Annotated in this window: 26 protein-coding genes and 2 pseudogenes; 16 read left to right on the top strand and 12 right to left on the bottom strand. The window is 62.1% G+C overall.

Going from position 1 to position 21,326, the window contains the following annotated elements:
- Positions 1 to 85 precede the first annotated feature (85 nt).
- The gene (locus NKJ81_RS09135) at positions 86 to 1,708 is read left to right on the top strand and encodes a CHASE domain-containing protein (protein WP_352540236.1); all 1,623 of its coding nucleotides are present in this window, start codon (positions 86 to 88) and stop codon (positions 1,706 to 1,708) included.
- Between the two features lie 98 nt (positions 1,709 to 1,806).
- Here NKJ81_RS09135 and NKJ81_RS09130 read toward each other — a convergent pair whose 3' ends face one another.
- From NKJ81_RS09130 to NKJ81_RS09105, 5 genes are all read right to left on the bottom strand, one after another.
- Entirely contained in the window at positions 1,807 to 2,052 is a 246-nt protein-coding gene (locus NKJ81_RS09130; protein WP_006328050.1) for a YMGG-like glycine zipper-containing protein, read from the bottom strand.
- A gap of 344 nt (positions 2,053 to 2,396) precedes the next feature.
- Positions 2,397 to 2,567: a hypothetical protein gene (locus tag NKJ81_RS09120; RefSeq protein WP_352540235.1), complete on the bottom strand. Its 171-nt coding sequence runs from the start codon at positions 2,565 to 2,567 to the stop codon at positions 2,397 to 2,399.
- 132 nt (positions 2,568 to 2,699) lie between these two features.
- On the bottom strand, positions 2,700 to 3,734 hold the full coding sequence (locus NKJ81_RS09115) for a sensor histidine kinase (RefSeq protein WP_352451150.1): 1,035 nt from the start codon (positions 3,732 to 3,734) through the stop codon (positions 2,700 to 2,702).
- 191 nt (positions 3,735 to 3,925) lie between these two features.
- Complete coding sequence (locus tag NKJ81_RS09110; protein ID WP_023678541.1) at positions 3,926 to 4,090, bottom strand: DUF1328 domain-containing protein; 165 nt, start codon at positions 4,088 to 4,090, stop codon at positions 3,926 to 3,928.
- Between the two features lie 226 nt (positions 4,091 to 4,316).
- Positions 4,317 to 5,111, bottom strand: a complete 795-nt coding sequence (locus NKJ81_RS09105; RefSeq protein ID WP_352471123.1) for a response regulator — start codon at positions 5,109 to 5,111, stop codon at positions 4,317 to 4,319.
- A 217-nt stretch (positions 5,112 to 5,328) separates the two neighbouring features.
- Between NKJ81_RS09105 and NKJ81_RS09100 the strand changes: the two genes are divergently transcribed.
- Together NKJ81_RS09100 and NKJ81_RS09095 are read left to right on the top strand one after the other, a co-directional pair.
- Positions 5,329 to 5,532, top strand: a complete 204-nt coding sequence (locus NKJ81_RS09100) for a NepR family anti-sigma factor (protein WP_023678543.1) — start codon at positions 5,329 to 5,331, stop codon at positions 5,530 to 5,532.
- A gap of 3 nt (positions 5,533 to 5,535) precedes the next feature.
- Positions 5,536 to 6,087 carry a sigma-70 family RNA polymerase sigma factor gene (locus NKJ81_RS09095; RefSeq protein WP_023678544.1) on the top strand — a complete coding sequence of 184 codons (552 nt, stop codon included), beginning with the start codon at positions 5,536 to 5,538 and terminating at the stop codon, positions 6,085 to 6,087.
- Positions 6,088 to 6,116: 29 nt separating this feature from the next.
- Here NKJ81_RS09095 and NKJ81_RS09090 read toward each other — a convergent pair whose 3' ends face one another.
- The gene (locus NKJ81_RS09090; RefSeq protein WP_502893706.1) at positions 6,117 to 6,437 is read right to left on the bottom strand and encodes a response regulator; all 321 of its coding nucleotides are present in this window, start codon (positions 6,435 to 6,437) and stop codon (positions 6,117 to 6,119) included.
- Between the two features lie 286 nt (positions 6,438 to 6,723).
- On the opposite strand from NKJ81_RS09090, the gene NKJ81_RS09085 reads away from it, so the two are divergent.
- Both NKJ81_RS09085 and NKJ81_RS09080 read left to right on the top strand, forming a co-directional pair.
- Positions 6,724 to 7,050 carry an ElaB/YgaM/YqjD family protein gene (locus NKJ81_RS09085; protein ID WP_023678546.1) on the top strand — a complete coding sequence of 109 codons (327 nt, stop codon included), beginning with the start codon at positions 6,724 to 6,726 and terminating at the stop codon, positions 7,048 to 7,050.
- A 10-nt stretch (positions 7,051 to 7,060) separates the two neighbouring features.
- The gene (locus NKJ81_RS09080; protein WP_352540234.1) at positions 7,061 to 7,540 is read left to right on the top strand and encodes a hypothetical protein; all 480 of its coding nucleotides are present in this window, start codon (positions 7,061 to 7,063) and stop codon (positions 7,538 to 7,540) included.
- Between the two features lie 48 nt (positions 7,541 to 7,588).
- Here NKJ81_RS09080 and NKJ81_RS09075 read toward each other — a convergent pair whose 3' ends face one another.
- Positions 7,589 to 9,115, bottom strand: a complete 1,527-nt coding sequence (locus NKJ81_RS09075; protein WP_352540233.1) for a sensor histidine kinase — start codon at positions 9,113 to 9,115, stop codon at positions 7,589 to 7,591.
- 146 nt (positions 9,116 to 9,261) lie between these two features.
- Here NKJ81_RS09075 and NKJ81_RS09070 point away from each other — a divergent pair, with 146 nt between their 5' ends.
- Positions 9,262 to 9,435: a hypothetical protein gene (locus NKJ81_RS09070; protein ID WP_292659198.1), complete on the top strand. Its 174-nt coding sequence runs from the start codon at positions 9,262 to 9,264 to the stop codon at positions 9,433 to 9,435.
- Between the two features lie 58 nt (positions 9,436 to 9,493).
- Here the strand turns inward: NKJ81_RS09070 and NKJ81_RS09065 are convergent, their stop codons facing one another.
- The gene (locus NKJ81_RS09065) at positions 9,494 to 10,414 is read right to left on the bottom strand and encodes a diacylglycerol/lipid kinase family protein (RefSeq protein WP_352471119.1); all 921 of its coding nucleotides are present in this window, start codon (positions 10,412 to 10,414) and stop codon (positions 9,494 to 9,496) included.
- Between the two features lie 252 nt (positions 10,415 to 10,666).
- On the opposite strand from NKJ81_RS09065, the gene NKJ81_RS09060 reads away from it, so the two are divergent.
- The gene (locus NKJ81_RS09060; protein ID WP_352540232.1) at positions 10,667 to 12,034 is read left to right on the top strand and encodes a PRC-barrel domain-containing protein; all 1,368 of its coding nucleotides are present in this window, start codon (positions 10,667 to 10,669) and stop codon (positions 12,032 to 12,034) included.
- A gap of 52 nt (positions 12,035 to 12,086) precedes the next feature.
- Here NKJ81_RS09060 and NKJ81_RS09055 read toward each other — a convergent pair whose 3' ends face one another.
- Complete coding sequence (locus NKJ81_RS09055; RefSeq protein ID WP_352540231.1) at positions 12,087 to 13,664, bottom strand: alkaline phosphatase family protein; 1,578 nt, start codon at positions 13,662 to 13,664, stop codon at positions 12,087 to 12,089.
- 223 nt (positions 13,665 to 13,887) lie between these two features.
- Here NKJ81_RS09055 and NKJ81_RS09050 point away from each other — a divergent pair, with 223 nt between their 5' ends.
- The 4 genes from NKJ81_RS09050 to NKJ81_RS09035 all read left to right on the top strand — a co-directional run bounded on the left by NKJ81_RS09050 (position 13,888) and on the right by NKJ81_RS09035 (position 17,003).
- On the top strand, positions 13,888 to 14,820 hold the full coding sequence (locus NKJ81_RS09050; protein ID WP_352540230.1) for a VOC family protein: 933 nt from the start codon (positions 13,888 to 13,890) through the stop codon (positions 14,818 to 14,820).
- A gap of 10 nt (positions 14,821 to 14,830) precedes the next feature.
- Positions 14,831 to 15,466, top strand: a complete 636-nt coding sequence (locus tag NKJ81_RS09045) for an alpha/beta hydrolase (RefSeq protein WP_352451159.1) — start codon at positions 14,831 to 14,833, stop codon at positions 15,464 to 15,466.
- Entirely contained in the window at positions 15,459 to 15,758 is a 300-nt protein-coding gene (locus NKJ81_RS09040) for a GNAT family N-acetyltransferase (protein WP_352451160.1), read from the top strand. The genes NKJ81_RS09045 and NKJ81_RS09040 overlap by 8 nt, the downstream gene beginning before the upstream one ends.
- A gap of 186 nt (positions 15,759 to 15,944) precedes the next feature.
- On the top strand, positions 15,945 to 17,003 hold the full coding sequence (locus tag NKJ81_RS09035; protein WP_352500772.1) for a dipeptidase: 1,059 nt from the start codon (positions 15,945 to 15,947) through the stop codon (positions 17,001 to 17,003).
- A gap of 42 nt (positions 17,004 to 17,045) precedes the next feature.
- Here the strand turns inward: NKJ81_RS09035 and NKJ81_RS09030 are convergent, their stop codons facing one another.
- Both NKJ81_RS09030 and NKJ81_RS09025 read right to left on the bottom strand, forming a co-directional pair.
- Complete coding sequence (locus NKJ81_RS09030; protein ID WP_352471481.1) at positions 17,046 to 17,306, bottom strand: hypothetical protein; 261 nt, start codon at positions 17,304 to 17,306, stop codon at positions 17,046 to 17,048.
- A gap of 2 nt (positions 17,307 to 17,308) precedes the next feature.
- Positions 17,309 to 17,527 carry a hypothetical protein gene (locus NKJ81_RS09025; RefSeq protein WP_352540343.1) on the bottom strand — a complete coding sequence of 73 codons (219 nt, stop codon included), beginning with the start codon at positions 17,525 to 17,527 and terminating at the stop codon, positions 17,309 to 17,311.
- 113 nt (positions 17,528 to 17,640) lie between these two features.
- Here NKJ81_RS09025 and betI point away from each other — a divergent pair, with 113 nt between their 5' ends.
- The 5 genes and pseudogenes from betI to NKJ81_RS09000 all read left to right on the top strand — a co-directional run bounded on the left by betI (position 17,641) and on the right by NKJ81_RS09000 (position 21,050).
- Complete coding sequence (gene betI, locus NKJ81_RS09020; RefSeq protein WP_502895733.1) at positions 17,641 to 18,357, top strand: transcriptional regulator BetI; 717 nt, start codon at positions 17,641 to 17,643, stop codon at positions 18,355 to 18,357.
- Positions 18,358 to 18,433: 76 nt separating this feature from the next.
- Positions 18,434 to 19,732 (top strand): flavin monoamine oxidase family protein, encoded by a 1,299-nt coding sequence (locus NKJ81_RS09015; RefSeq protein ID WP_352540229.1) that lies wholly within the window; start codon positions 18,434 to 18,436, stop codon positions 19,730 to 19,732.
- Between the two features lie 12 nt (positions 19,733 to 19,744).
- Positions 19,745 to 19,936: pseudogene (locus tag NKJ81_RS09010) on the top strand (aspartate aminotransferase family protein); the annotation flags it as partial.
- A 51-nt stretch (positions 19,937 to 19,987) separates the two neighbouring features.
- Positions 19,988 to 20,086 (top strand): SDR family oxidoreductase, encoded by a 99-nt coding sequence (locus NKJ81_RS09005; RefSeq protein ID WP_352540228.1) that lies wholly within the window; start codon positions 19,988 to 19,990, stop codon positions 20,084 to 20,086.
- A gap of 169 nt (positions 20,087 to 20,255) precedes the next feature.
- Complete coding sequence (locus NKJ81_RS09000; RefSeq protein ID WP_352540227.1) at positions 20,256 to 21,050, top strand: inositol monophosphatase family protein; 795 nt, start codon at positions 20,256 to 20,258, stop codon at positions 21,048 to 21,050.
- 23 nt (positions 21,051 to 21,073) lie between these two features.
- Here NKJ81_RS09000 and NKJ81_RS32635 read toward each other — a convergent pair.
- Positions 21,074 to 21,187 (bottom strand): annotated as a pseudogene (locus tag NKJ81_RS32635) (iron ABC transporter substrate-binding protein); the annotation flags it as partial.
- Positions 21,188 to 21,326 lie beyond the last annotated feature (139 nt).

Here is a 21,326-nt window from a genome sequence, read left to right as displayed (position 1 = left end):
CGTCACCATGCTTTGGCCTCGCCATTGTGTTGGCGTCAGGACTTGCCCATAAAGATGCCGAACCGTCCACGGGACGTATCAGCAATTGAAGAAGCTTTTTCCGACCGTCGCTTTTATCGCCGTCGCGCTGATCAGCCTGACGATGGCGGGTTTTGCCTATTTTGCCACCCAGGAGGCGGCCCGCATTAAATTCGAGGCGACGGCAGACGACGCGCTTAACCGGATCGAAAGCCGCATCGACCTGGACCTGTCGCTGCTGCGTTCGACCCGGGCGCTGTTCGACGCACGCAATGGCGGTATCTCGCAGGGCGAGTTCAAGGCTTTCTTCAACGCGCTCGACGTCGACAATAATTTCGCCGGCCTGCGCGGCATCGGTTTCCTCCGCCTGGCGAAAACTGGCAACGAGGCGGCGGTCGAGCGCGACATCCTGCACGATCACGGCGCAAGCCATCCGATCTATCCCGACACGAACTTACCGTGGCGTACGCCCATCGTGCTGTTCGAACCGCTGGATCCGTCCAACAAATCCAGCATCGGCTACGACATGTTCACCGGGCCGGCGCGGCGCGAGGCAATCGAAAAGGCGATGGCCGACGACCAGCAGCACGCCAGCGGGCTCGTGCAGTTCGGCAAGGATACGGGTGCCGCGCAGACCTTTACCGGGTTCCTCGTCTTCGTCCGGCTCAATGTCGAAACCGCGCCGGACGCCGTGAACGCGACGAGATCCTCGACTGCCGGCTTCCTTTATGCGGCCTTCCGCGCCCGTGATCTGTTCCAGGCTGCGCTCAGCCGGGCACCATTGCTGCCGGTCAACACCGAGATCTATGACGGCACGGTGGACAGCGACAACCTGCTGTTCCAATCGGAAACGCCGCCTGTTTCGAGCCTCGGCGACAGGCTGCTGGTCACCCGCAAGGTCACCGTCGCCGGCCGGCCGTGGGTCGTCCTGTTCAGGCCGACAAGTGCTTTCTCGCAACCTTCCTCGCGCGCCATCCCGGTGATGCTCGGATTGTTCGGACTGCTGCTTGCGGGCGCCATCGCGCTGGTGGCCCGCTATCAGGAGCGGGCCTATGAGGCGGTCTCGCTGCTTCACGAAACGACCGAAAAGAGCCTGCTGGAAAAAGACCTGATGCTGCAGGAGATGAAGCATCGCATCAAGAACTCGATCACGCGGGTGCTGGCAATCGCGCGCCAGACAGCATCGCACACCACCGACGTCCAGGAATTCTCGGCTTCTTTCTCGGCCCGGCTGCAGGCGATGGCGGCTTCCCAGGACATGCTGACGCGCTCACGCTGGCAGAAAGCCGATCTCGGCGACCTGCTGCGCATCGAGCTAGGCCAGGTGTTCGGCAGCGAGCTTCCTGAAGGGCTGCTGTCGGGACCGCAGGTTCTTCTCGATGAAAAGACGACGCAGGCACTCGGCCTCGTCTTTCACGAACTGGCGACGAATGCGCTGAAGCATGGCGAAGCCGGCAATTCAGTCGGCGCGCTGAAGGTCGACTGGTCGCTCGAAGCCCGTAGCGGCACCCGGACATTGGCTCTCAACTGGCGCGAGGCCGGTCAGAAGAAGCTCGAGACACCGGCAAAGAGCGGTTTTGGCACCAGACTGATCGATCTCAACGTCACGCGCGAATTGCGTGGCACAATCAGGCGCGATTTTTGCGAAGATGGCTTGAACGTGGAAATCAGGGTTCCGCTGCCGGCCTGAAGCCCCGTCTCGTGGGCCGCGTCGCAACAGCGCTTTAAAGGGCAAACGCGGAGGCAGGTGGCCTGCCTCCGCGTTTGCTGTTCGCCTGGAGCTCGAAACTAGTTGCAGCGAGCTGTGTAGATCCGGCCGTGACGATCTCTGTACTGGCAGTAGCCATTTTGCAGCCGGCGAACGAGCAGACCGCCAATCGCACCAGCGCCGGCGCCGATCAAAGCGCCCTTGCCGCCGCCGACAGCGCCACCAATGAGCGCGCCGCCCACAGTGCCGATACCCACGTTCTCTTCCGTGGTGGTGCAGCCGCTGACCGCAACCACGGCAACCATGGCAATAATCATCTTCCGCATGGAGTCATCCTCACTTTTGTCCTCACTTTAATAAGCTCCAGCCGCCATTTAGCATGAAAGTACGGCCTTTGCCTGCACGATTTCATTGTTGATTAAGATAGTCTTTTTCGGGGCGTGCGCCGTTTGATGCTACCACGAACCCGGAAATCTCCAAGGACGCATCGAGCGTGCCGCTGGGACGCACGTTCCAGACGATCCTGTCATAGTCGTCCCCGAGCGCCGGTCGACGGCAAGGCATCTGGCGACGACATGTTGGGCCTGCCCTGCAGGTCGGTGACCGCGAACGGGCACGGCCGAGCACTCGGGCAGTGGTTTCAAAGCGATCAAGCAGAGGCGAGTTCGATTCAGATCAGTTGGGACGCGGCGGTCAGGACGATCGCGGCCATAAGCGCGACGGCGGCGAAGCGCAGGGGCGAAGCACGAGGCGCGGGCGCTGCGGGCGCGTCGGGATCCTGAAAACCGCCCATCGAGACGCGAGCGGCCTGTTCCAGTCTGTTCAAGTCGGCAGCCGTCAACGCCCATTCCCTTCACTTTGTGCCAAACTCAATCCGGCGGATCGGCACGTTCGCACAGGATCGGACTTTATGGTGAACAGTCGGTTAAAGATGGCGATGCGCAGCAAGCCTTCGCGCGGCGACCGCCGCTCGTTAATCCGTCTCGAAATTACCGTGAGGAACGACAAGGCGGTATTCGAGGCGGTTCCCGGTGATCTCAAGGGTCGCCGTTCCATTCAATGAAGTGGGCACGACGCGTTCGAGCGCGACGCTGCCAAAACGCTTCTCACTGCGCTGATTGTCGTTGGCTCCGATCACTTCGGCCCATGTCAGCGACAGCGCAGGCTCGCCAGCGGAAGCTGCCGTCAGATCGGCCGTCACCTCGACGAAACCGTCGCTGCGCGACAGTGCGCCATAGCTGACCGAATTGACGGCGAGCTCATGCATGGCCAAGCCGATGTGCAAGGCGGCATTGGGGTTGAGATATGGATTTGCGCCGCGGAAACGTAGGCTGTGCAAGGGATCCGCGCCGTACCTGCCGACCTGACCGGAAACCAGCTCGCGCAGCGCCGCTCCCCGCCAGTTGGATGACGTAACCAAATCCTGCGAGGAGGCCAGCGACTGCAGTCGGCCCCGGAAGCGCGTCAGGAAATCGTCAATGCTGCCGGAATAACGGCCCGTCTGGGTGGCGATGCTCTGGATGATGGCCAAAAGGTTCTTGGAGCGATGACTGACTTCGCGCAGCAGCGCCTTCAACGTCTGCTCCCGGCGTTTCTGCTCGGTTGTTTCGACCATGGTGGTCACGACGCCCTGCACCGCGCCGGTCTCGCTGCGGTCGGCGTCTATCCACACCTGAAACCAGCGGGCGCCGTCATCGGCCGGCACGCTGAGCTCAAGATGTTGAGGATTGCCGGAGACGATGACGTCGTGCTTGGCGGCGCCGATACGCTCTGCCTGCGCCGGCGGCAAGATGCCGTTGTTGTCGGAGGCATCGGAAGTCCAGGGCGCGCGCATGTTGCGCGCCCACACCGTCTTCATCTCGCGATCCTGGTACAGGACGGAAATCCCGGCATTGTGCAGTGCATGGAGAAGGGCCCGACCAAGCTGCATCCCGCTTTCGGCGGGATGCAAAGCGATGATCTCATCACTCTGGCCGCGGTCTTTCATTTTTCCGACTCTGGAACGCATCGGTCAATTTGCTCAACCCATGTCGGGCTGAACGGTTCGCGGAAAAATGGGTTCCAAAAGGAGGAGGTTCGTATCAAACCTTAAAAAGCGGTCCGCCGAGCGGCATCCCGTTGGAGGACACTGCCCGGCGGTGGCTGGAAACCGTTTGAGGGGTGCGGCTTCCAGTGTTCGCTTGAATGGCCGCTTGGCATTCACGCTCGTCTGATCAGGCCGGCAATAAGCGATATGATCAGGAAGGCGAGAAAGATGAAGAACAATATCTGCGCTATGCCGGCCGAGGTGCCAGCGATGCCGCCGAAACCAAGCGCACCGGCGATGATCGCCACGACGAGAAATACGAGCGCCCAGTAAAGCATGATCGATCTCCTTCCAATGCTGCGGTGAAAACGTGATTCGCCTCCGTTTGTTCCACCATTTTCCGAAAAAGACGATGCTGAAAATCTTCAGGGCCCGAATTGCCGCGGTGTGTGGAAAGGTCCAGTTGGTTGCCCCAGTTGGTTGCCAGTGAATTGAGCCGGCGTCACTCCCCTCTGATCCTGGGGAGCGGCTGTCTCGGCGGCCGCAGTTCGGCCGCCCGCTGTTTCATGCCGCGGCTTTCGCGTGCCGGTCAAAGAACAGGGCCTGGCTGATAAGAGCCTTGACCATGTCCGGATTGAACGGCTTGGTAACCAGGAATGCCGGTTCCGGCCGCTCGCCGGTGAGCAGGCGCTCGGGAAAGGCGGTGATGAAGATCACCGGTACCGAGGTCGACGACAGGATCTCATTCACGGCCGCTATGCCCGAACTTCCGTCGGCAAGCTGGATATCGGCAAGCACCATCTTTGGCCGCGCCTTGCCGAACATCGCCACCGCCTCGGCGTGGGTGCGCGCCGTTCCGACGACGCGGTGGCCGAGGCTTTCGACCATTTCCTCGATGTCCATGGCGATCAGCGGCTCATCCTCGATGATCAGCACGTCGGTTGCCACCTGACGGGAGATCTCGTTGCTCGCCTGCGCGAGGAGTTCGGAGAATTCCTGTTCGTCGACGTCGAGAATCTCCGCCGCCTCGTCTTCGCTGAAGCCTTCGACCGCCACCAGCAGAAAGGCTTGGCGGGGGCGAGGCGCAATTGCATTCAGATTGGCCGCGGCACGCTGTTCCCATGCCGACTGGGCATGCTCCTGCGGAACGCGAATGGCCACTGAGGTGAAGAGCTTGGCAAAGACCTTGTAGAGCGCGATGCGGTCGTTCGATGCGTTCGGAAAGATGTCGACATCGGCAATGATGGCCTCGAGCATTGCGGCGACCAGCGCGTCGCCGCTCTCCTGCGATCCGGATACTGCGCGCGAGAAGCGACGCAGGAACGGCAGGTGCGGAGCGATGGTTGCTGATAGGCTCATATTGGACGTCTCCCTCATATGACGTGATTGCATGTTACAGCTAAAAAACGGTTCGCAAGCCCAGAGTTGAAAACGCGGGTTCTGCGAAAAAGTTCCGATCATGCGGAACTAAATATATGGGCTGGCGTTTAGGGGCGGGTTGGGCAACCAGACGAGGCTGCCGCTTGCCTTGCGTTATGTGTTGAAGGGCGGCTTAAGGCTGGGACAAAAGGGCGAAATGAAGAACATGACGAAAGCTACCATGGGTGGCGTTGGCAACGGGCGCCGGGCTGCTTCCCGCGACCCGCTTGGGCCGAACTCGGAAATCGGCCGCAAACTCAAACAATACTACGACGAGCTGGTCTCCGACAATGTGCCGGATCGCTTCGCCCAACTGCTCAGCCAGTTGGAAAAAGCCGAACCTGTACAAAAGAAGGACTGAGGCATGGCGGCCGTCTCCCAGGGCTTCAAGACCGACTTGCTCGGCTCGATCCCGAGCCTGCGGGCTTTTGCCGTGTCGCTGACGCAAAACGCCGACAAGGCCGACGACCTGGTGCAGGAAACATTGGTCAAGGCATGGGACAAGCATGAAAGCTTCCAGCCCGGCACCAATCTGAAGGCATGGCTGTTCACGATCTTGCGCAACGAATTCTATTCGCAGATGCGCAAGCGCGGCCGCGAGGTGCAGGACAGCGATGGCGTCATGACGGCCAGGCTTGCCGTTCACCCGGCCCAGCACGGCCAACTTGACCTCGAGGACTTTCGCGGCGCGCTCGAATTGCTGCCAGAAGACCAGCGCGAAGCCATTATCCTCATCGGCGCGTCGGGCTTCTCCTACGAGGAAGCGGCCGAGATCTGCGGCTGCGCCGTCGGAACGATCAAGAGCCGCGTCAGCCGCGCCCGCACACGGCTGCAGGAAATTCTGAAGATCTCCGGTGAAGACGAGTATGGCCCGGACGCAATTTCGGCTCAGGTAACCGGGTCGACGGCTGCGTGAAGCGCGGCGTGTTCGAACCGCTCCGCGCCTCAGCGGAGATGCGTTCGCCTGCAGGCCGCCGCCACTGCCTCGACGAGATCGTCTCCCGAATAGGGCTTGGTGACCAGTCTGACGCTGGGAAAGGATTTCTTGATCTCGTCCGTATCCGAATAGCCCGAGGCAAAGACGAACGGGATGCCCGCTTCACGCAGCCGCGAAGCAAATTGGAGCGTCGAAACGCCGCTCAGCATGAGGTCGACGATGGCCACATCGAACTGCGCGGCAACGTCTTGCTGTTCGATCTCAGTCAGATCACGGGCGATGACCACATTGAGCGCGCCGTAGTCGCGGCAAAGCTGCTCGATATCCATGGCAATCAGGAACTCATCTTCCAGGATAAGAATCCGCAAACCGTCAAGTGATGCGCGCACGCAGCAATATCTCCTTAAATTCGTCTCGATCGTGAAACGGGGAAGTCATGATCGTTATTTGGCATGCTGTCATTTAAAAAAGACGCGCTGGCGCGGATGCGTCGGCCTCGGCCCATGCAAGGCATTTGCAACGCGCGCTGCCGGAGATAGGGTTAGAAGAGGTTCGTGCCGGAACCTTGGGGTCTGTCGGGCGTTTCGACCGAGCAAAAGCATGGAGAGTGAAGCAATGGCGACTGCCGCAGGAAAGGCCGCGAACGAAGCCCGCACGAATTCCGATATTGAGGCCGACATCGCACAACTGAAGGCCGACATCGACCAACTTACCAAGCTGTTGGCCAAAACTGGCGAACATGGCTACGGGGCAGCGCGGCGAGCCGCCGCCGAAAGCGTCGAGCAGTTGCGAACCCAGGGCGAGGCAGCCTTCGACAGCCTGCGCAGCAACGCCAGGGACATCGAGGCGCAGATGATAGCGCATATGCGCGAGAAGCCGGTGACGTCGCTGGCGATCGCCGCCGGCGTCGGGTTCCTCTTCGCGCTTCTCGCGCGCCGCTAGTTCTGCACGCATGGGAATGCTTGCATCGCTGATCTCGGGCCTCGCCTCGGGCGAAACCATTGCGGCGGTGCAACGCGCGCGTGTGGCTGCAATTGTCTATTCGGTCGCAGCGGTCGTAGCGCTGTGCGGCCTCGGCTTCCTGGTCGGGGCGGCCTATATCTGGACGGCGGCCCGCTATGGGCCGATGGCAGCTTCCCTGAGCTTCGGGATCGGCTTTCTCGCAATCGCCGGTCTCATCCTGCTCGTCTACCGGATGTCGGCCGGCTCGCGCGCCAGGCGCCGGGCGAAGCGACGCAACGCTGACATGAAGGCTATCGGCATCACTGCGGCACTCGCCGTGCTGCCGGCGCTGCTCAAGGGCAAAGATGGCCCGGGAAAGGCCAGACTGAGCGCGATTCTCGGCCCGGCGATAGCACTCGCTGCCTACGCCATCTACCGCGAGAACGTGAAGCGCGGCTCCGATGATCCGGATACCGGCAAACGCGAATAGTTCGGAGGGGATAGTTCGGGGCAAACGATTCTGGCGCCGGTCGCAAAATCACAAATCTTCGAGCGGAATCGATATTTCCGCGACCACGCCGTCCGGCCGGAATTCATGGATCACCTCGCTGGAAATGACCTTGGCCAGGCTGCGGCGGATCAGGATCGAGCCGAAGCCATGGCGTTCGGGCGGCGCAACCCGCGGGCCGCCGCTTTCGCGCCAGGCCAGCAACAGACGGCGTGCGCCCTTCCTGCCTTGTACCCTCCAATCGAGATCGACCTTTCCGGAGGAAACCGAGAGCGACCCGTATTGCAGTGCATTGCTTGCCAGTTCATGCAGGATCAGCCCGAGCCCGACTGCCTGGTCGGGTGAGAGCAGGACATCGGCGCCGGAGATCGCCATGCGCGATTGTCCGGCGGCTTGGAACGGCTTTAGCTCGATCTCCACCAGCTCGCGGATGCCGATGCCGCGCCACTCGCGGTCCGACAGCAGGCTGTGCGCAACGCCCAGTGCCTGCAGCCTGGCGCTGAAGGCTTCGAGGAATTCGCTTGGCTGGCGGGCATGGCGAACGGTCTGCGTCGCCAGCGCCTGTACGGTTGCCAAAGTGTTCTTGACGCGGTGATTGAGCTCGCGCAGCAACAGTCGTTGACGTTCGTCGCCAAGCTTGCGTTCGGTAATGTCGTAGTTGACGCCGAAGATCAGCGTCGGCTTGCCATCGCCGTCGCGTTCTATGACGCGGCCGCGTGTTGCGATCCATCGCGGCGGATCGAGGCCTTTGACACGGTATTCGCCAAAATAATCGTCGCTGCCGGTCAGCGCGTCGCGAAAGCGTGTTTCGGTCTGGTGAACGTCGCGCGGGTCGATGGCGGTCAGGATGTCGCGCGCCCTCAGCCTGTTCGACTTCGGCAGGTTGAACAATTCGGACAGCAGGACATCGCAGTCGATCATATCGCTGCGGATATCCCATGCCCAGCTGGCAAGCGAAGCCGCGTCGAGCGCGATAGCGCGCCGCTTTTCCTCTCGGACCAGTGCTGCCTTGGCAATCGCCGCACTGCGGGTTGCATTCTTCAGCGTGAACAGGCTGGCGGCGAGGCCGGCCAGCGCCGACAGCTGGTCGAGCTGGACAGAGGAGGGACGTGCGTGCGGCTTCCGGTCGAGCACGCACAGCGTGCCGATCAGCGCGCCGTCGACTACGATGGGCACGCCTGCGTAAAAGCGGATATGATGCTCGCCGGTGACCAGCGGATTGGCTTTGAACCGCGGATCCGCCGCCGCGTCGGCCACCACCATCGGCACGTCGCCGGCTGCGATGGTATAGGCGCAGAACGATGTCTCGGTTGCGATTTCGGTCTCGTCGAGGCCGATACAGGACTTGAACCACTGCCGCTCAGCATCGACCAGCGTGATCAGTGCGACAGTCGTTTGCATAGCCGAAGCGGCAAGACCGCCGATACGATCGAAATCAGGGTCGGCAGCCCCGTCCAGCGTGTCGAGGCCGTGCAGCACGGCAAGACGGTCCGCGGCGCCCACCACACGGCGAATATCGGCCGGCAGGCCCGGCGTGTTCTGGCTATTGTCGTCCACTATGCCCCCGGAGGCCGGCTCCGCTGATTGGTCAGGCCAACCGGCCCGTCTGCCGCCTTGCAGTGCCGGAACTTTCGCGGCGGGGGACCGTTACCAGCCAACGCCCCGCGAGTTACGCCTGCCGGCGCCAAATATGGAGCCAGACAATGCCAAAAACCATTCCTGAAAACAAAGCCCGTCAAGGGCGGCGGGGTCGGCATGTCCTTCGTATCCTGATCGCCGCGCTGTTGCTGGCTTTTATCGCCTGGGGCGTCGCCGAAATCTACGGCTGGATGATCGAGACGCCGAAGACCGAACAGGGCAACACGCCCAGCGGCTAGGTTCTCTCCATCGCTCGCGCCAGTTTGCATCACGCAACCCCACATCACGCATCCCACGTCAGGCAACCTTTGCCTCGACAGCGCGCGCCGGGACGAGAACATTCAACGCGCGCGGATGGATTTCGACGGTCGTCTCGCGATCGAGCTTTACCAGTTCGCCGTCCATGACGGCCTGAACTTTCCTGTTAGTCGAATGGATTTTCAAAACGGCGCGGTTTGCCTGATGGATTTCGACATGCTCGTTGCCGCGCCATTTCCCACGGGCGACGTCAAAGAGGAACCTGATCAATTCGCCGCGCCGGCGCGCCACGGTGACATAGATGCCCAGCACGCCGCCTGCCGGATTATCGGCATAGGGCAGGTGGCCCTCGCCAAACAGATTGTTGGTGATGCCGATACCGGTGATCCGGGTTCTGATCTCGGCCTCGCCGATCATCAGCGTTACGTTCATCGCCGGTGGATTGTTGATCGTCGCCCAAGCGGCTCGCACCGAGGCGCGCATCTTCCCCAACCGCGAGCCGAATTCCATCTTCTGGCGCAGTTGCACCATCCTGGCGTGCATGCCGATCGAGAATTGATGCACGAAGGGCCGGCCGTTGGCTGTTGCAATGTCAATCGCCATCACCTCGCCGTCGGCAAACGATTTCAGTGCCGCATCGAGGGTCTGCGGGATACCGAGGCCGCGCGCAAAAAGGTTCATTGTGCCAGCCGGCAGAATTGCCAGCGCCTTCTCCCCATTCATCAAACGGGCTGCCGCGGCCGAAATGGTGCCGTCGCCGCCGCCAGCCAGCACGACGTCGATGCCGCGCCTGGAAGCTACGCCGTCCAGCGTGGCGACGATATCCTTGCCGGCGACGATTTCGATATCAATCGAGTGGCCGGCAGTCTCAAGTGTGCTGCGCATCCGACTGGCGAAGGCCTCAAGATCGATGGTGCGCAGGGTGCCCCCGTCCTTGTTCAGCACCGCTGCAAACCGCATGGCCGTTCCATTTTCCAGCACGTATCGGGCCGGGACGGAGCCCCAGCCGGGAGTGGAACGGGGCGGCCGAGAAAATGTTCCTTTCGAGCAACGCGGCGAATCCGAGAACCATTGACATCGCACCGGGTGCACCACGGCTTTTTTCGGAACAACAGTGTGGTCACAACGTTGTGAACATGCAGAAGACGCTGCGCCCGCAGTGACGCCAGGCGGGCACGGCGTGCACGAAATCACCGACGAGGAGACACTAAGATGATCCGCACCCTTTTAACCACGACAGCAGTCGCAACATTGATTGCGACGGGTGCATTTGCGCAGTCGGCGACGACCCCGGCGCCGGCGCAACCACCCGCCGTAGAGAATTCCGCTCCAGCCGCTCCGGTGCAACGCGCCGAGGGCAGCCTTGTCACCAATATCATCGGCGAGTCGGTCTATAACGGCACCGGCGACAATGCAGAGAATATCGGCAAGATCACCGATGTCGTCTTCGACGAGCGCGGCGAGGTAAAATCCGTCGTCATCGGCGTTGGCGGTTTTCTTGGCATAGGAACCAAGAACGTCGTTTTCGACTACAAGAAGATGCAATGGGCCGAAAGAAATGGCGACCGTTGGCTGATAGCGCAAACGACGAAGGATGAGTTGACGGCTCAGCCGGATTTCGACCGGAGGCCTTACGATCCGACTCCGCCACCAGCTTCGGCGGATAATGCGGCGCCTGCCGCCCCTTCCACCAGCGCGCAAAATACAACCCCGGCGCCTGCCGCGCCGGCTGAGCCAGTGAAGCGCGCCGAAGGCAATCTCGCCACCAATATCATCGGCGAGACCGTCTATAACGGCACCGGCGACGACGCCCAAAACATCGGTGACGTGAACGACATCGTCATCAACAAGGAAGCCAAGGCGCAATCGCTGATCATCGGTGTCGGCGGCTTCCTCGGCATCGGCGAAAAGAACGTCGCCTATGACTTCGACAAGGCGCAGTGGGCCGAGAGGAACGGCGATCGCTGGCTGGTCGCGCAAACGACCAAGGAAGAGCTGCAGGCGCAGCCAGACTTCAACCGCAAGGCCTATGATCCGGCCCCGGCAACCACTGCGTCGAACGATGCCAATGCGCCTGCTACCGTCACGCCCACCGTGATGGCCAGCAACACTGCGCCGAACGACAACACCGCAACGACTAACAACGCTGACCAAGCCGGCAAGACGGCTCAAAACGCTCCGGCAGCGGCGCCTCCGGCTAATTCCACGGCCGACCAGACCAAGACCGGGTCGATCGACAAGTCGACGCTAACCGAAATGCCGATGGGCGAAATCCGGGCCGAGGATCTGGTTGGAACCACCGTTTATGGCGCCAACGATGTCAACGTCGGCGAGATCGGCGATATCGTGCTGGGCAGCGACAAGAAGGTCGACGCAGTCATCATCGACGTTGGCGGCTTCCTTGGCGTCGGCGAGAAGGAGGTGGCGGTCGGCATGGACAACCTGAAATTCATGACCGACAAGAACGGCAAGCGCTATCTCTACACGAACTTCACCAAGGAGCAGCTTGAGGCGCAGGCTCCCTATGACAAGGCCAGCTATGCGCAAAATCGCGACAAACAGCGCATGATCATGCGCTAAGCAGCACACAGGCCGACAGAGAAGCCCGCGCCGGCAACGGCGCGGGCTTTGTTTATGTCGAGGGAAAGCCGGCGACATGGCCGGCAACGCCATTGTCCGTCAATTCGGCGAGCGCCAGAGATTGGTCGAGATGCTCGGCCCGCCAGGCGAGCAACTTCTCGGCAAATTCCAACCGCACCGGCAGATAGGCTGGGTCGTCAGCGACGTTGGTCAGCTCGCCGGCATCTTTTTCCAGGTCGAAGAGCAAGGGCGGCAGGCCGCCGCCGAAATTCACATATTTGAACTTTTGCGTGCGGATGACGGCGAGATTGCACTGACGCGGACCGATGCCGAAATAGCGTTCTGCATCACCATCCGCAATCGAGCGGAAATCGAACTCCCAATGCGCCGCATCGCGCCAATTGTCCGGCTCCGTTGCGTCCAGGAAAGGTGCCAGCGAGCGGCCGTCGAGATGCGGCAGGACTTCGCCGCCAGTGAGCTCGAGCCCAGTGAGTTCGACCAAGGTCGGTGCCAAATCGACCGCCTCGGTGAAGCGGTCGACACTGCTGCCGGCCGCCTTGCGGCGGCGCGGATCGCGAATGACCAGCGGAATATGGAAGCTGCCGTCGAAGAAGCCGCCCTTGCCCAGCATGAAATGATCGCCCATCATCTCGGCGTGATCGGAGGTCAGCACGATGACGGTGTCGTCCCATGCATCGGCCGCCTTGACCGCTTGCCAGACGCGGCCAAGCTGCGCGTCGACCTCCGAGATCATGCCGTAATAGAGCGCCCGGATGCGGCGAAAATTATCGTCGCCCCAGTCGCGCACCTTGCCCTCCGAAGCGGGACGGAATTTCGACCGTTCCTGCAGGTTAAGTTCATAGGCGAGATAGGGGTGGCTTGCTGCTTCGGCCTGCCAGCTTTCCGCCCGGTCAAAAGCTGGACCGATGGCCGGATCGTACATGGCGTTGTAAGGCGCCGGCACGATGAAGGGCGGGTGGGGGCTGATGAAGGAAAGATGCGCGAACCACGGGGCATCGCGCTCCTGCTCGCCGAGCCAGCGGATGAATTCGCCGGCCAGGAAGGCCGACGGCGTCTCGTGCTTCGAATAGATTGGCGGACCGTTGCTGATCGCGCCGTTGTTTTCCAGGATTTCGCCCGCCGGGCGGTGAATGGCGGGGGAGCCGGCGCCGGCATCGACGCCGCGCGCCTTGAGCCATGACAGCCAGGGCTTCTGGTGCTCGGGCAGAAGCTGGCGCACGGTGAAGCCGGGCAGCACGCCTTCATAGCTTTTCAGCTGCGGGTCGCCAGGCGCCAGCGTGCGCGGGTCGCGCGCCATGTCGGTATAACCGAACAGCGTCGGATCATAGCCGAGGGCGCGTGCCCAGAGGGCTATGTTGCCGTGGCGGGCGTCGAGCGGTGTGCCGTTGCGGCAGACACGATTGTTCATCTGGTAGAGGCCGGTGTAGAGGCAGGCGCGCGCCGGCGAGCAAGGTGCGGCGCCGCCATAGTGCTTCTGGAACAAAACGCCCTCGGCAGCCAGCGCGTCGGCATTGGGCGTTCTTACCACCTTGTGGCCAGCAGCTGACAGGCAGTCGCCGCGCCACTGGTCGCAGGTGATCAGGAGAATGTTGGGGCGTTTTCCCGTCAACCGCGGTATCCTCACGCTGGCTACATGCGTCGCTCATGGAGCGCAATTTCGGCGAGTATGCAAGCCGGTCCAGTTTGCCGAATGGTGAACAAAACCTGCTTCGTCGTTCACTTTAACAGCACAGTCCATTCTGTGTTTGCCGCCTTTGCGGCCAGGAGGCGGATGCTCATATTTGCGTGGACAGCGGCAAGGGCCGCACCGGCACAAGGAAAGGAGCAGAAACATGCTCGACCAGGTCAAGGGCCTGCATCACGTCACGTCGATGGCCAGCGATGCGCGCCAGAACAATGAATTCTTCACCGGGACGCTCGGTCTGCGGCGGGTCAAGAAAACCGTCAATTTCGACGCACCCGATGTCTACCACCTCTATTACGGCGACGAGGTCGGCACACCCGGCTCGGTGATGACCTATTTCCCGTTTCCCAACATCGGCAAGGGCCGCCATGGCGTTGGCGAGGTCGGCACCACCGCTTACTCGGTGCCTGAGGGCACGCTCGGCTATTGGGAGAAACGGTTTGCCGAGCAAGGCGTCACCGGGCTGTCCCGCGAGGAGACGTTCGGCGAGAAGCGTCTTGCGTTCGCCGGTCCCGACGGCGACGGGTTTGCGCTGGTCGAAGACAGAGCGGACAACCGTGCGCCATGGGCCAAGGGTGGCATTCCCACCGACGTGGCGATCCGCGGCTTTCACTCGGTGTCGCTCAGGCTGAAAGATGGCGGCGCCACCGAAGAGCTGCTGAAATTCATGGGTTATGAGGAGGTCGACAAGTCAGGCAACATCAGGCGGCTGGCGGTGAAGAACGGCAACGGCGCCGACGTCGTCGATATCGAATCGCTGCCAGGGGCCGGCTTCGCCAATCTCGGCGCCGGCTCGGTCCACCATGTTGCTTTCGCCGTCGAGAACCGCACCAAGCAGCTCGAAGTGCGCAAGGCACTCCTCGACACAGGTTATCAGGTGACGCCGGTGATCGACCGCGATTATTTCTGGGCGATCTACTTCCGCACACCGGGGGGCGTGCTGTTCGAAGTCGCCACCAACGAGCCGGGCTTCGACCGCGACGAGGATACCGCCCATCTCGGCGAGGCGCTGAAACTGCCGTCGCAACACCAGCATTTGCGGCCCTATCTCGAGCAGCATCTGCAGAAACTGGAAGACTGAGGGCAGGGTTATGAGCAAGGATTCGTATATTCACAAGGTGCTGCCCGGTTCGCTGGGCGGACCGTTGCTCTTCGTCTTCCATGGCACTGGCGGCGACGAGGATCAGCTTCTGTCGCTTGGGCGCGATCTTGCGCCGCAAGCGACGATCGTCGGCCCGCGCGGCGATGTCTCGGAACAAGGCGCCGCACGCTTCTTTCGCCGTACCGGCGAGGGCGTTTACGACATGGGCGATCTCACGCGAGCGACGGACAAGATGGCCGGCTTCGTCAAGGCACATGTCGAGGCGGCAAAGCCATCTTTGGTGCTAGGCCTCGGTTATTCCAACGGCGCCAACATCCTGGCCTCGGTGCTGTTTGCCGAACCCTCGCTGTTCGACGCAACGGTGCTGATGCATCCGCTGATCCCGTTCGAGCCGGAGGTCAAGGGCAGCCTTGACGGCAGCCGCATCCTGGTCACCGCCGGCAGGCGAGACCCGATCTGTCCGCCTGATTTGACGGCGCGGCTTGAAGCCTATTTGCGCGCCGATGGTGCCGATGTCACAGTCGAGTGGCATGACGGCGGCCATGAGGTGCGGCCGAGCGAGATCGAGGCGGCGCGGCAGTTGTTCGCCGTAGCGCCGGATGAAAGGACCGCAAGCCATGTCTGACCTATTGCCGGAGATCGAGCTGGAGGACCGCGGCTCGAAGGGCCGCTACTTCCTGCGTGGGCCGAGCGGCGCCGAGGCGGAGATGACCTTCACCAAGGTCGGCGAGCACCAGATCATCATCGACCATACCGAAGTGCCGGATGCATTTCGCGGCCAGGGCGCGGGACTTCGCCTCGTCACCCGTGCCGTCGAGGATGCACGTGCGGCGGGCAAGACGATCATCCCGCTTTGCCCGTTCGCCAATGCTCAGTTCCGCCGCCATCCGGAATGGGCGGACGTGCTGAAGCGGTAAGAGACTGCCCCTCGATGAATGACAGGACAAAGGGTGCGCGGCTTTACCGCGTGCCGCTTCGACCATTGGCGGCGTACAAACATAAGGCAAACATGCGGGATTTGCGCAGAGCGCTCGCCTTGCCTAAGTATTGGCAACAACCGGCTCGCCCTCCGCGGCCCGACCACTTCAACCGAATGGCCCTCCATGACCGAATCCGATCTCATTCCCGTCTTCGACGGCCACAACGACACGCTGCTCAGGCTCTACCAGTCGAAGGATGCGGACGTCGAAAAGCTGTTCGTCGAGGGGACGCCGAGTGGCCATATCGACCTGCCGCGCGCGAAGAAAGGCGGATTTGCCGGCGGCATGTTCGCGATCTTCCCGCCGCCTGTCGAGAAATCCAAGCGCGGCGCGGTGCCGCTGGCGCCGAGCGACAGCGAGCCCATGCCGCCCGAGGTTCCGCGCGCCGATGCGCTCAACTCCACCATAGCGATGGCCTCGATCCTGTTCAGGCTGGAGCGGGCTTCGGCGCTCACTGTCTGCCGCACCGCCGGCGATGTGAGGAAGGCGATGGCGCAAGGCTCGATCGCGGCGGTCTTCCACATCGAAGGGGTCGAGGCGATCGACCCTGAGCTCACCCTGCTCGATGTCCTCCACGCAGCCGGCCTGCGCTCGCTCGGTATCGTCTGGAGCCGTCCCAATGCCTTCGGCCACGGCGTGCCGTTCCGTTTCCCGTCGTCGCCCGATACAGGGCCGGGGCTGACCGATGCCGGCAAGGCGCTGGTGAAAGCCTGCAACCAGCTGAAGATCATGATCGATCTTTCGCATCTCAACGAAAAAGGTTTCCGCGACGTCGTCGAGATCAGCGACGCACCGCTGGTCGCGACCCATTCCAACGTGCACGCGATCTGCGGCCATTCGCGCAACCTCACCGAATGGCAGCTCGGCGCGATCCGCGACTCCGGCGGCATGGTCGGGCTGAATTTCGCCACCGGGTTCCTGCGTGAGGACGGCAGGATGAACGCCGACACCAGTCTCGACATCATGGTGCGCCATGTCGATTCGCTGCTGCAGGCGCTGGGCGAAGACGGCGTCGGCCTGGGCTCGGATTTCGACGGCGCCATGATCCCGGCCGTGATAGGCGACGTTGCCGGCCTGCCAAGATTGCTCGACGCTTTCGCGGCTCGCGGCTTCGGGCGCGCGCTGATCGAGAAGATCGCCTATCGCAACTGGCTCGGCATGCTGGAAAAGACCATCGGCTAAGCGGGTGATGCCGGCTTGACCGGAATGCGATTTGGAGGCCGACTATTCGAAACCCATGCGTTTAAGCCAGTCCTGGCCAATGCCGCGGTCGCGGATGATCGGCAGCGGATCGGTCGAATCCAGCCTGGCACAAATACGGTAGGCCTCCAGCGTTTCAGCGCTCATCTCACCGCGTTTGTAGAAGAACATGGCCGCAGCATAGCGGGTGCGGCCCGACCATTTTTCGCCGAGCGGTGTGTTGATCAGCTGCCACTGTTCGGCGGCTTCGGCGTCGAGTTTGGGACTGTCGGTGTCGTCGGCCATATTTAGAAATCCGCAGGCGGATTGGCAGTGCGGCGGCCGAGCCTGACGACCAGCCGCGGCACCAGTTTGGCACGCTTCAGCAGCTTTTGATATTGCAGCTCGCGCCTGGCGTGGATCTCGAGCCAAGGTCCGCTGCAGGCGGGCCCGGCGGCGCTGATCTGGTTTGCATCGCCGGGACTGCTGCCCTTCGCCGACGGTGCCTTCGACGACGTTTTCTCCAAGGATGCAATCTCGACGAGAACATTCGAATATGGGCAGCCATGCAGAAGGTGCTTGACAGTGGCAAACACCGTCCCACTGATCTTCGCGGCCGATGCCGGTCGGCTAGCCGGCGATGCTGGAGACCATCACCCCGATGAAGACAACAGAGGCGCGCGAAGCCCTCCTCGAACCGGCGCGAAAAAGCGATTCCGAAAAGCGCGGCCGCAAAGCGTCGAAAGAGACAAGGCAGGTTCAACTGATCGAAGCGACTATCGATTCATTGGCCAAGCGCGGCTATTCGGAAACGACTATGGCCGACGTCGCCGACGGCGCCGGCCTGTCGCGCGGCATCGTCAATTTCCATTTCGAGAGCAAGGAGAAGCTGCTCGTCGCCACTTTGCAATACATGCATGACGAGTATTCGGCGCATTGGCGCAGCGCCTTGCAAAGGGCCGGCGATGATCCCGCCCGCCAGCTGCAGGCATTGGTGGCAGCCGATTTCAACCGCTCGATCTGCAACAAGCGCAAGCTGGCTGCTTGGTGTGCCTTCTGGGGCGAGGCCAAATCGCGACCGAAATATCAGGCGCTGAGCAGCGCACGTGATGCCGTCTACCAGAACATATTCATCGATCTTTGCGCGGCGCTCAAGCAGAGCGGCTTCTATGCCTATGAGCCGCAAGTCATGGCGCTGGCGCTCAGCGCCATGCTGGATGGTCTGTGGCTGCATTTGATGATGGGCACCGAGGACGCCACACGCGAGACGGCGCTGCAGGCCGCGAACGAGTTCCTGTCTGCGGCATTCCCCAAGCACTATCCGAACTCAGCAGCCCGCGGTGCCAGGCCGGCGTGAACCATCAAAAAGAGGGTGGATCAGCAATGAAGACAATGATCCGGCGCCTGACATTCGAGAAGATCAAGGCCGGCTAATGAAGTTCAAGATCGAACGAGCCGATGTGGCCATCGTCGGCGCCGGCTTCACCGGCCTGTCGGCCGCGCGTGAATTGAACCACGCCGGCATCGATGTCGTGCTACTCGAAGCCCGCGACCGTGTCGGCGGCCGCGTCGAAGCCGTGCAGAACGGGCTCGGCGAGCGGATCGACAGCGGCGGCCAGTTCTTGTGCGAAGACATGCCGGAATTAATGGCGCTGGTGCGAGCGCGCGGCAAGACATTGGTCGAGACCCATGTCGCAGGCGAATTCGTCACGCAGCCGCGAATGAGCGAGGCGCAAGCCGGGCGCACTTACGGCACCGCGATGCGAATGCGCGAGCGGATGAACGCGATCGCACCGACCGACCCGGCCATCGCCGGCTTGACAGTCGCGGCATGGCTCGATCGCCAGAACGATCCCGACGATGCCAAGGCCGCCTTTCGGTCGATGATCGAGGGCCTGTGGTGCCTGGCAATGGAAAGGCTGCCGCTGTGGTACTTGATCGACAATGATCGCCGCATCACTAACGAGGTGTCGGAGCTGCAGTATTTCGTGGGCGAAACCATGCATTCGCTGGCAGATGATCTTGCGCGGGATCTCGGCGATCGACTGCGGCTGAATACAGCCGTCGAGGCTATTGAGCACGGCCCGGGAGGGGTTCGCGTCGTTTCGCCTGCCGGCGTGACCGAGGCACGAGCGGTACTGGTCGCGCTACCGCCGATGATGGCCTCGAGAGTCGATTTCGTGCCACCGCTGCCGGCTGCGCTGGAGAGAGCCCTCGGCGTCTGGGAAAGCGGCGCAGTTATCAAAATGCTTGTGCGCTATCCCAAGGCTTTCTGGCGCGACAGGGGCTTGAGCGGCATGGTGATGTGGCGGGAGCCGCACGGACTTTTTGCCTGCGATGCCAGCAAGGACGAGGATCATGCAGCACTTGTCGTCTTCATCGGCGGGCCGCTGGCGCAGCGCTGGCGGGATATGGACAGCGCGGCGCTACGCGCAACGGTGACATCAAAGCTGCAAGATGCGCTCGGTATCGAGGCGGCCGGCGTCACCGATCTCAGCTATCGCGACTGGACCGGGGATCACTGGAGCGGCGGCGGTTACAGCGATTCGATCGTCGATGCGGCGGCAACGGATGCCGAATGCATTATCCGGGCGGGCGCCCCGCCGGTGCATTTTGCCTCGTCGGAGCTGTCGCCGTCATTTCCGGGCTATGTCGAGGGCGCGATCGTCGCCGGTCGCACTGCTGCGCAAAAAATTATTCAGGTTATCGCCAGCAGAGCCTCAGGGTCATAAGCGAGGCGGATCGAGGTGCCGACCGGCATCGACGCGCATTGCCACGAGCTCGGCCTGTTGGTCCGGCTACTGATCAACATGTGCGTGATGTCGCCGCCACTAACCATCAAGCGCCAGCAGATCGACGATATGGTGTCGATCCTGCGCGAAGGCATTTCGTGCACGATGGACGATCTGCGCCGCGAAGGTGTCTGGCGGAGATAGGGCCTTTATCGCCGGCAATCTCAGCCGTGGCATTGGTCGGCCGCTGGCAACGTGGGCGAGTTCGATGAACTGGGCGGTGCCGCGATCTTCCTGGTTTCCGACGCGTCGAGCTTCATGACCGGCCAGATCATCTATATCGAGGCGACATGACCGGACCCGTATGAGCGCGACTGTCGCTGTCGGGCGCATGGAAGACCGGTCGGCCTCGGGGCCGCCCCGCAAAAGGCAGGGCTCGTCATTTGCACGCTCTTAGCTTCACCGCTAAGCTTCTTTGGCTGGGGTATTTTCCTCAGATCACATTCGCCATCCCAAGGATCTCATGACACCCGACACAGCAACGCGCGAACAGTTCGCCATCGATCTCGCGCGGCGTGCCGGCGCGCTCGGCCTGAAGTATTTTCGCGACCTCGACAGCCTCGCCATCGAGAACAAAGGTCATCAGGACATGGTCTCGCAGGCTGACCGCGAGGTCGAGCTGTTCATCCGTGCGGCAATGAAAGCCGCTTACCCGACCGATGGAATTGTCGGCGAGGAGCATGCCTCGGTCACCGGATCGAGCGGGCATGTCTGGGTGATAGATCCGATCGACGGCACCGCGAATTTCGTGCGGGGCATTCCGGCCTGGTGTGTGGTCATCGCCTGCGCCAAGGACGGCGACACTGTCGTGGGTGTCATCCACGAGCCCTCTACCGGCGAAACGTTCCATTGCCGTAAGGGCGGCGGCGCTTTTCTCAACGGCAAGCCGATCAGGGCAAGCGCGGCCACCAGCCTGACCGACGGCTCATTGGGCACCGGCTTTTCCAACCGCGCCGAAATGCAGAACGTCGCAACGCTCATCGGTTTGCTGTTTTCACAGGGCGGCGTGTTTTTCCGTAACGCATCCGGCGCGTTGATGCTCGCCTATGCGGCCGCCGGCAGGCTGCTCGGCTATGTCGAAGAGCATATGAACGCCTGGGATTGCCTGGCAGGCATGCTGCTGGTGGAAGAAGCCGGCGGCACTATAGTCAAGCCCGACCCAAAGACGGTGCTGGCAAACGGCGCGCTGGTGATTTGCGCCGGCAGCGGCGTGTTCGCCCAGGTCCGCCAGCTCTGCGTGCAATCCTTCAAGCTTTGATCAGAACCGGCCCGCATGAGCAGCGGCGATTTGTATTCCACTGTCAGGCCCTCCTCGGCTGCCCGCAGATGCGGATCGCCGGCTCCGCCCCACCAGATGTCTCCCTTTGGGTTGGCGGCCTCGGCGCGCAATTGCGCCCGCGCCGTCTGCTGGCACCAGACCTCGTCAACGCCGCAAGACATGGTCAGGCTTTCGGCGGACGCCGATGACGACGCGGCCCACATACCGGCGGCGAGGATGCCGGCGCAGAGAATTGCCCTTTTATCATGCTGAAAT

Origin of the sequence: Mesorhizobium sp. M0018 (assembly GCF_040323955.1) — a bacterium.
Classification (GTDB): Bacteria; Pseudomonadota; Alphaproteobacteria; order Rhizobiales; family Rhizobiaceae; genus Mesorhizobium.
Note: the sequence above shows the minus strand (reverse complement) of the source record. Positions and strands in the feature narration are given on the sequence as shown.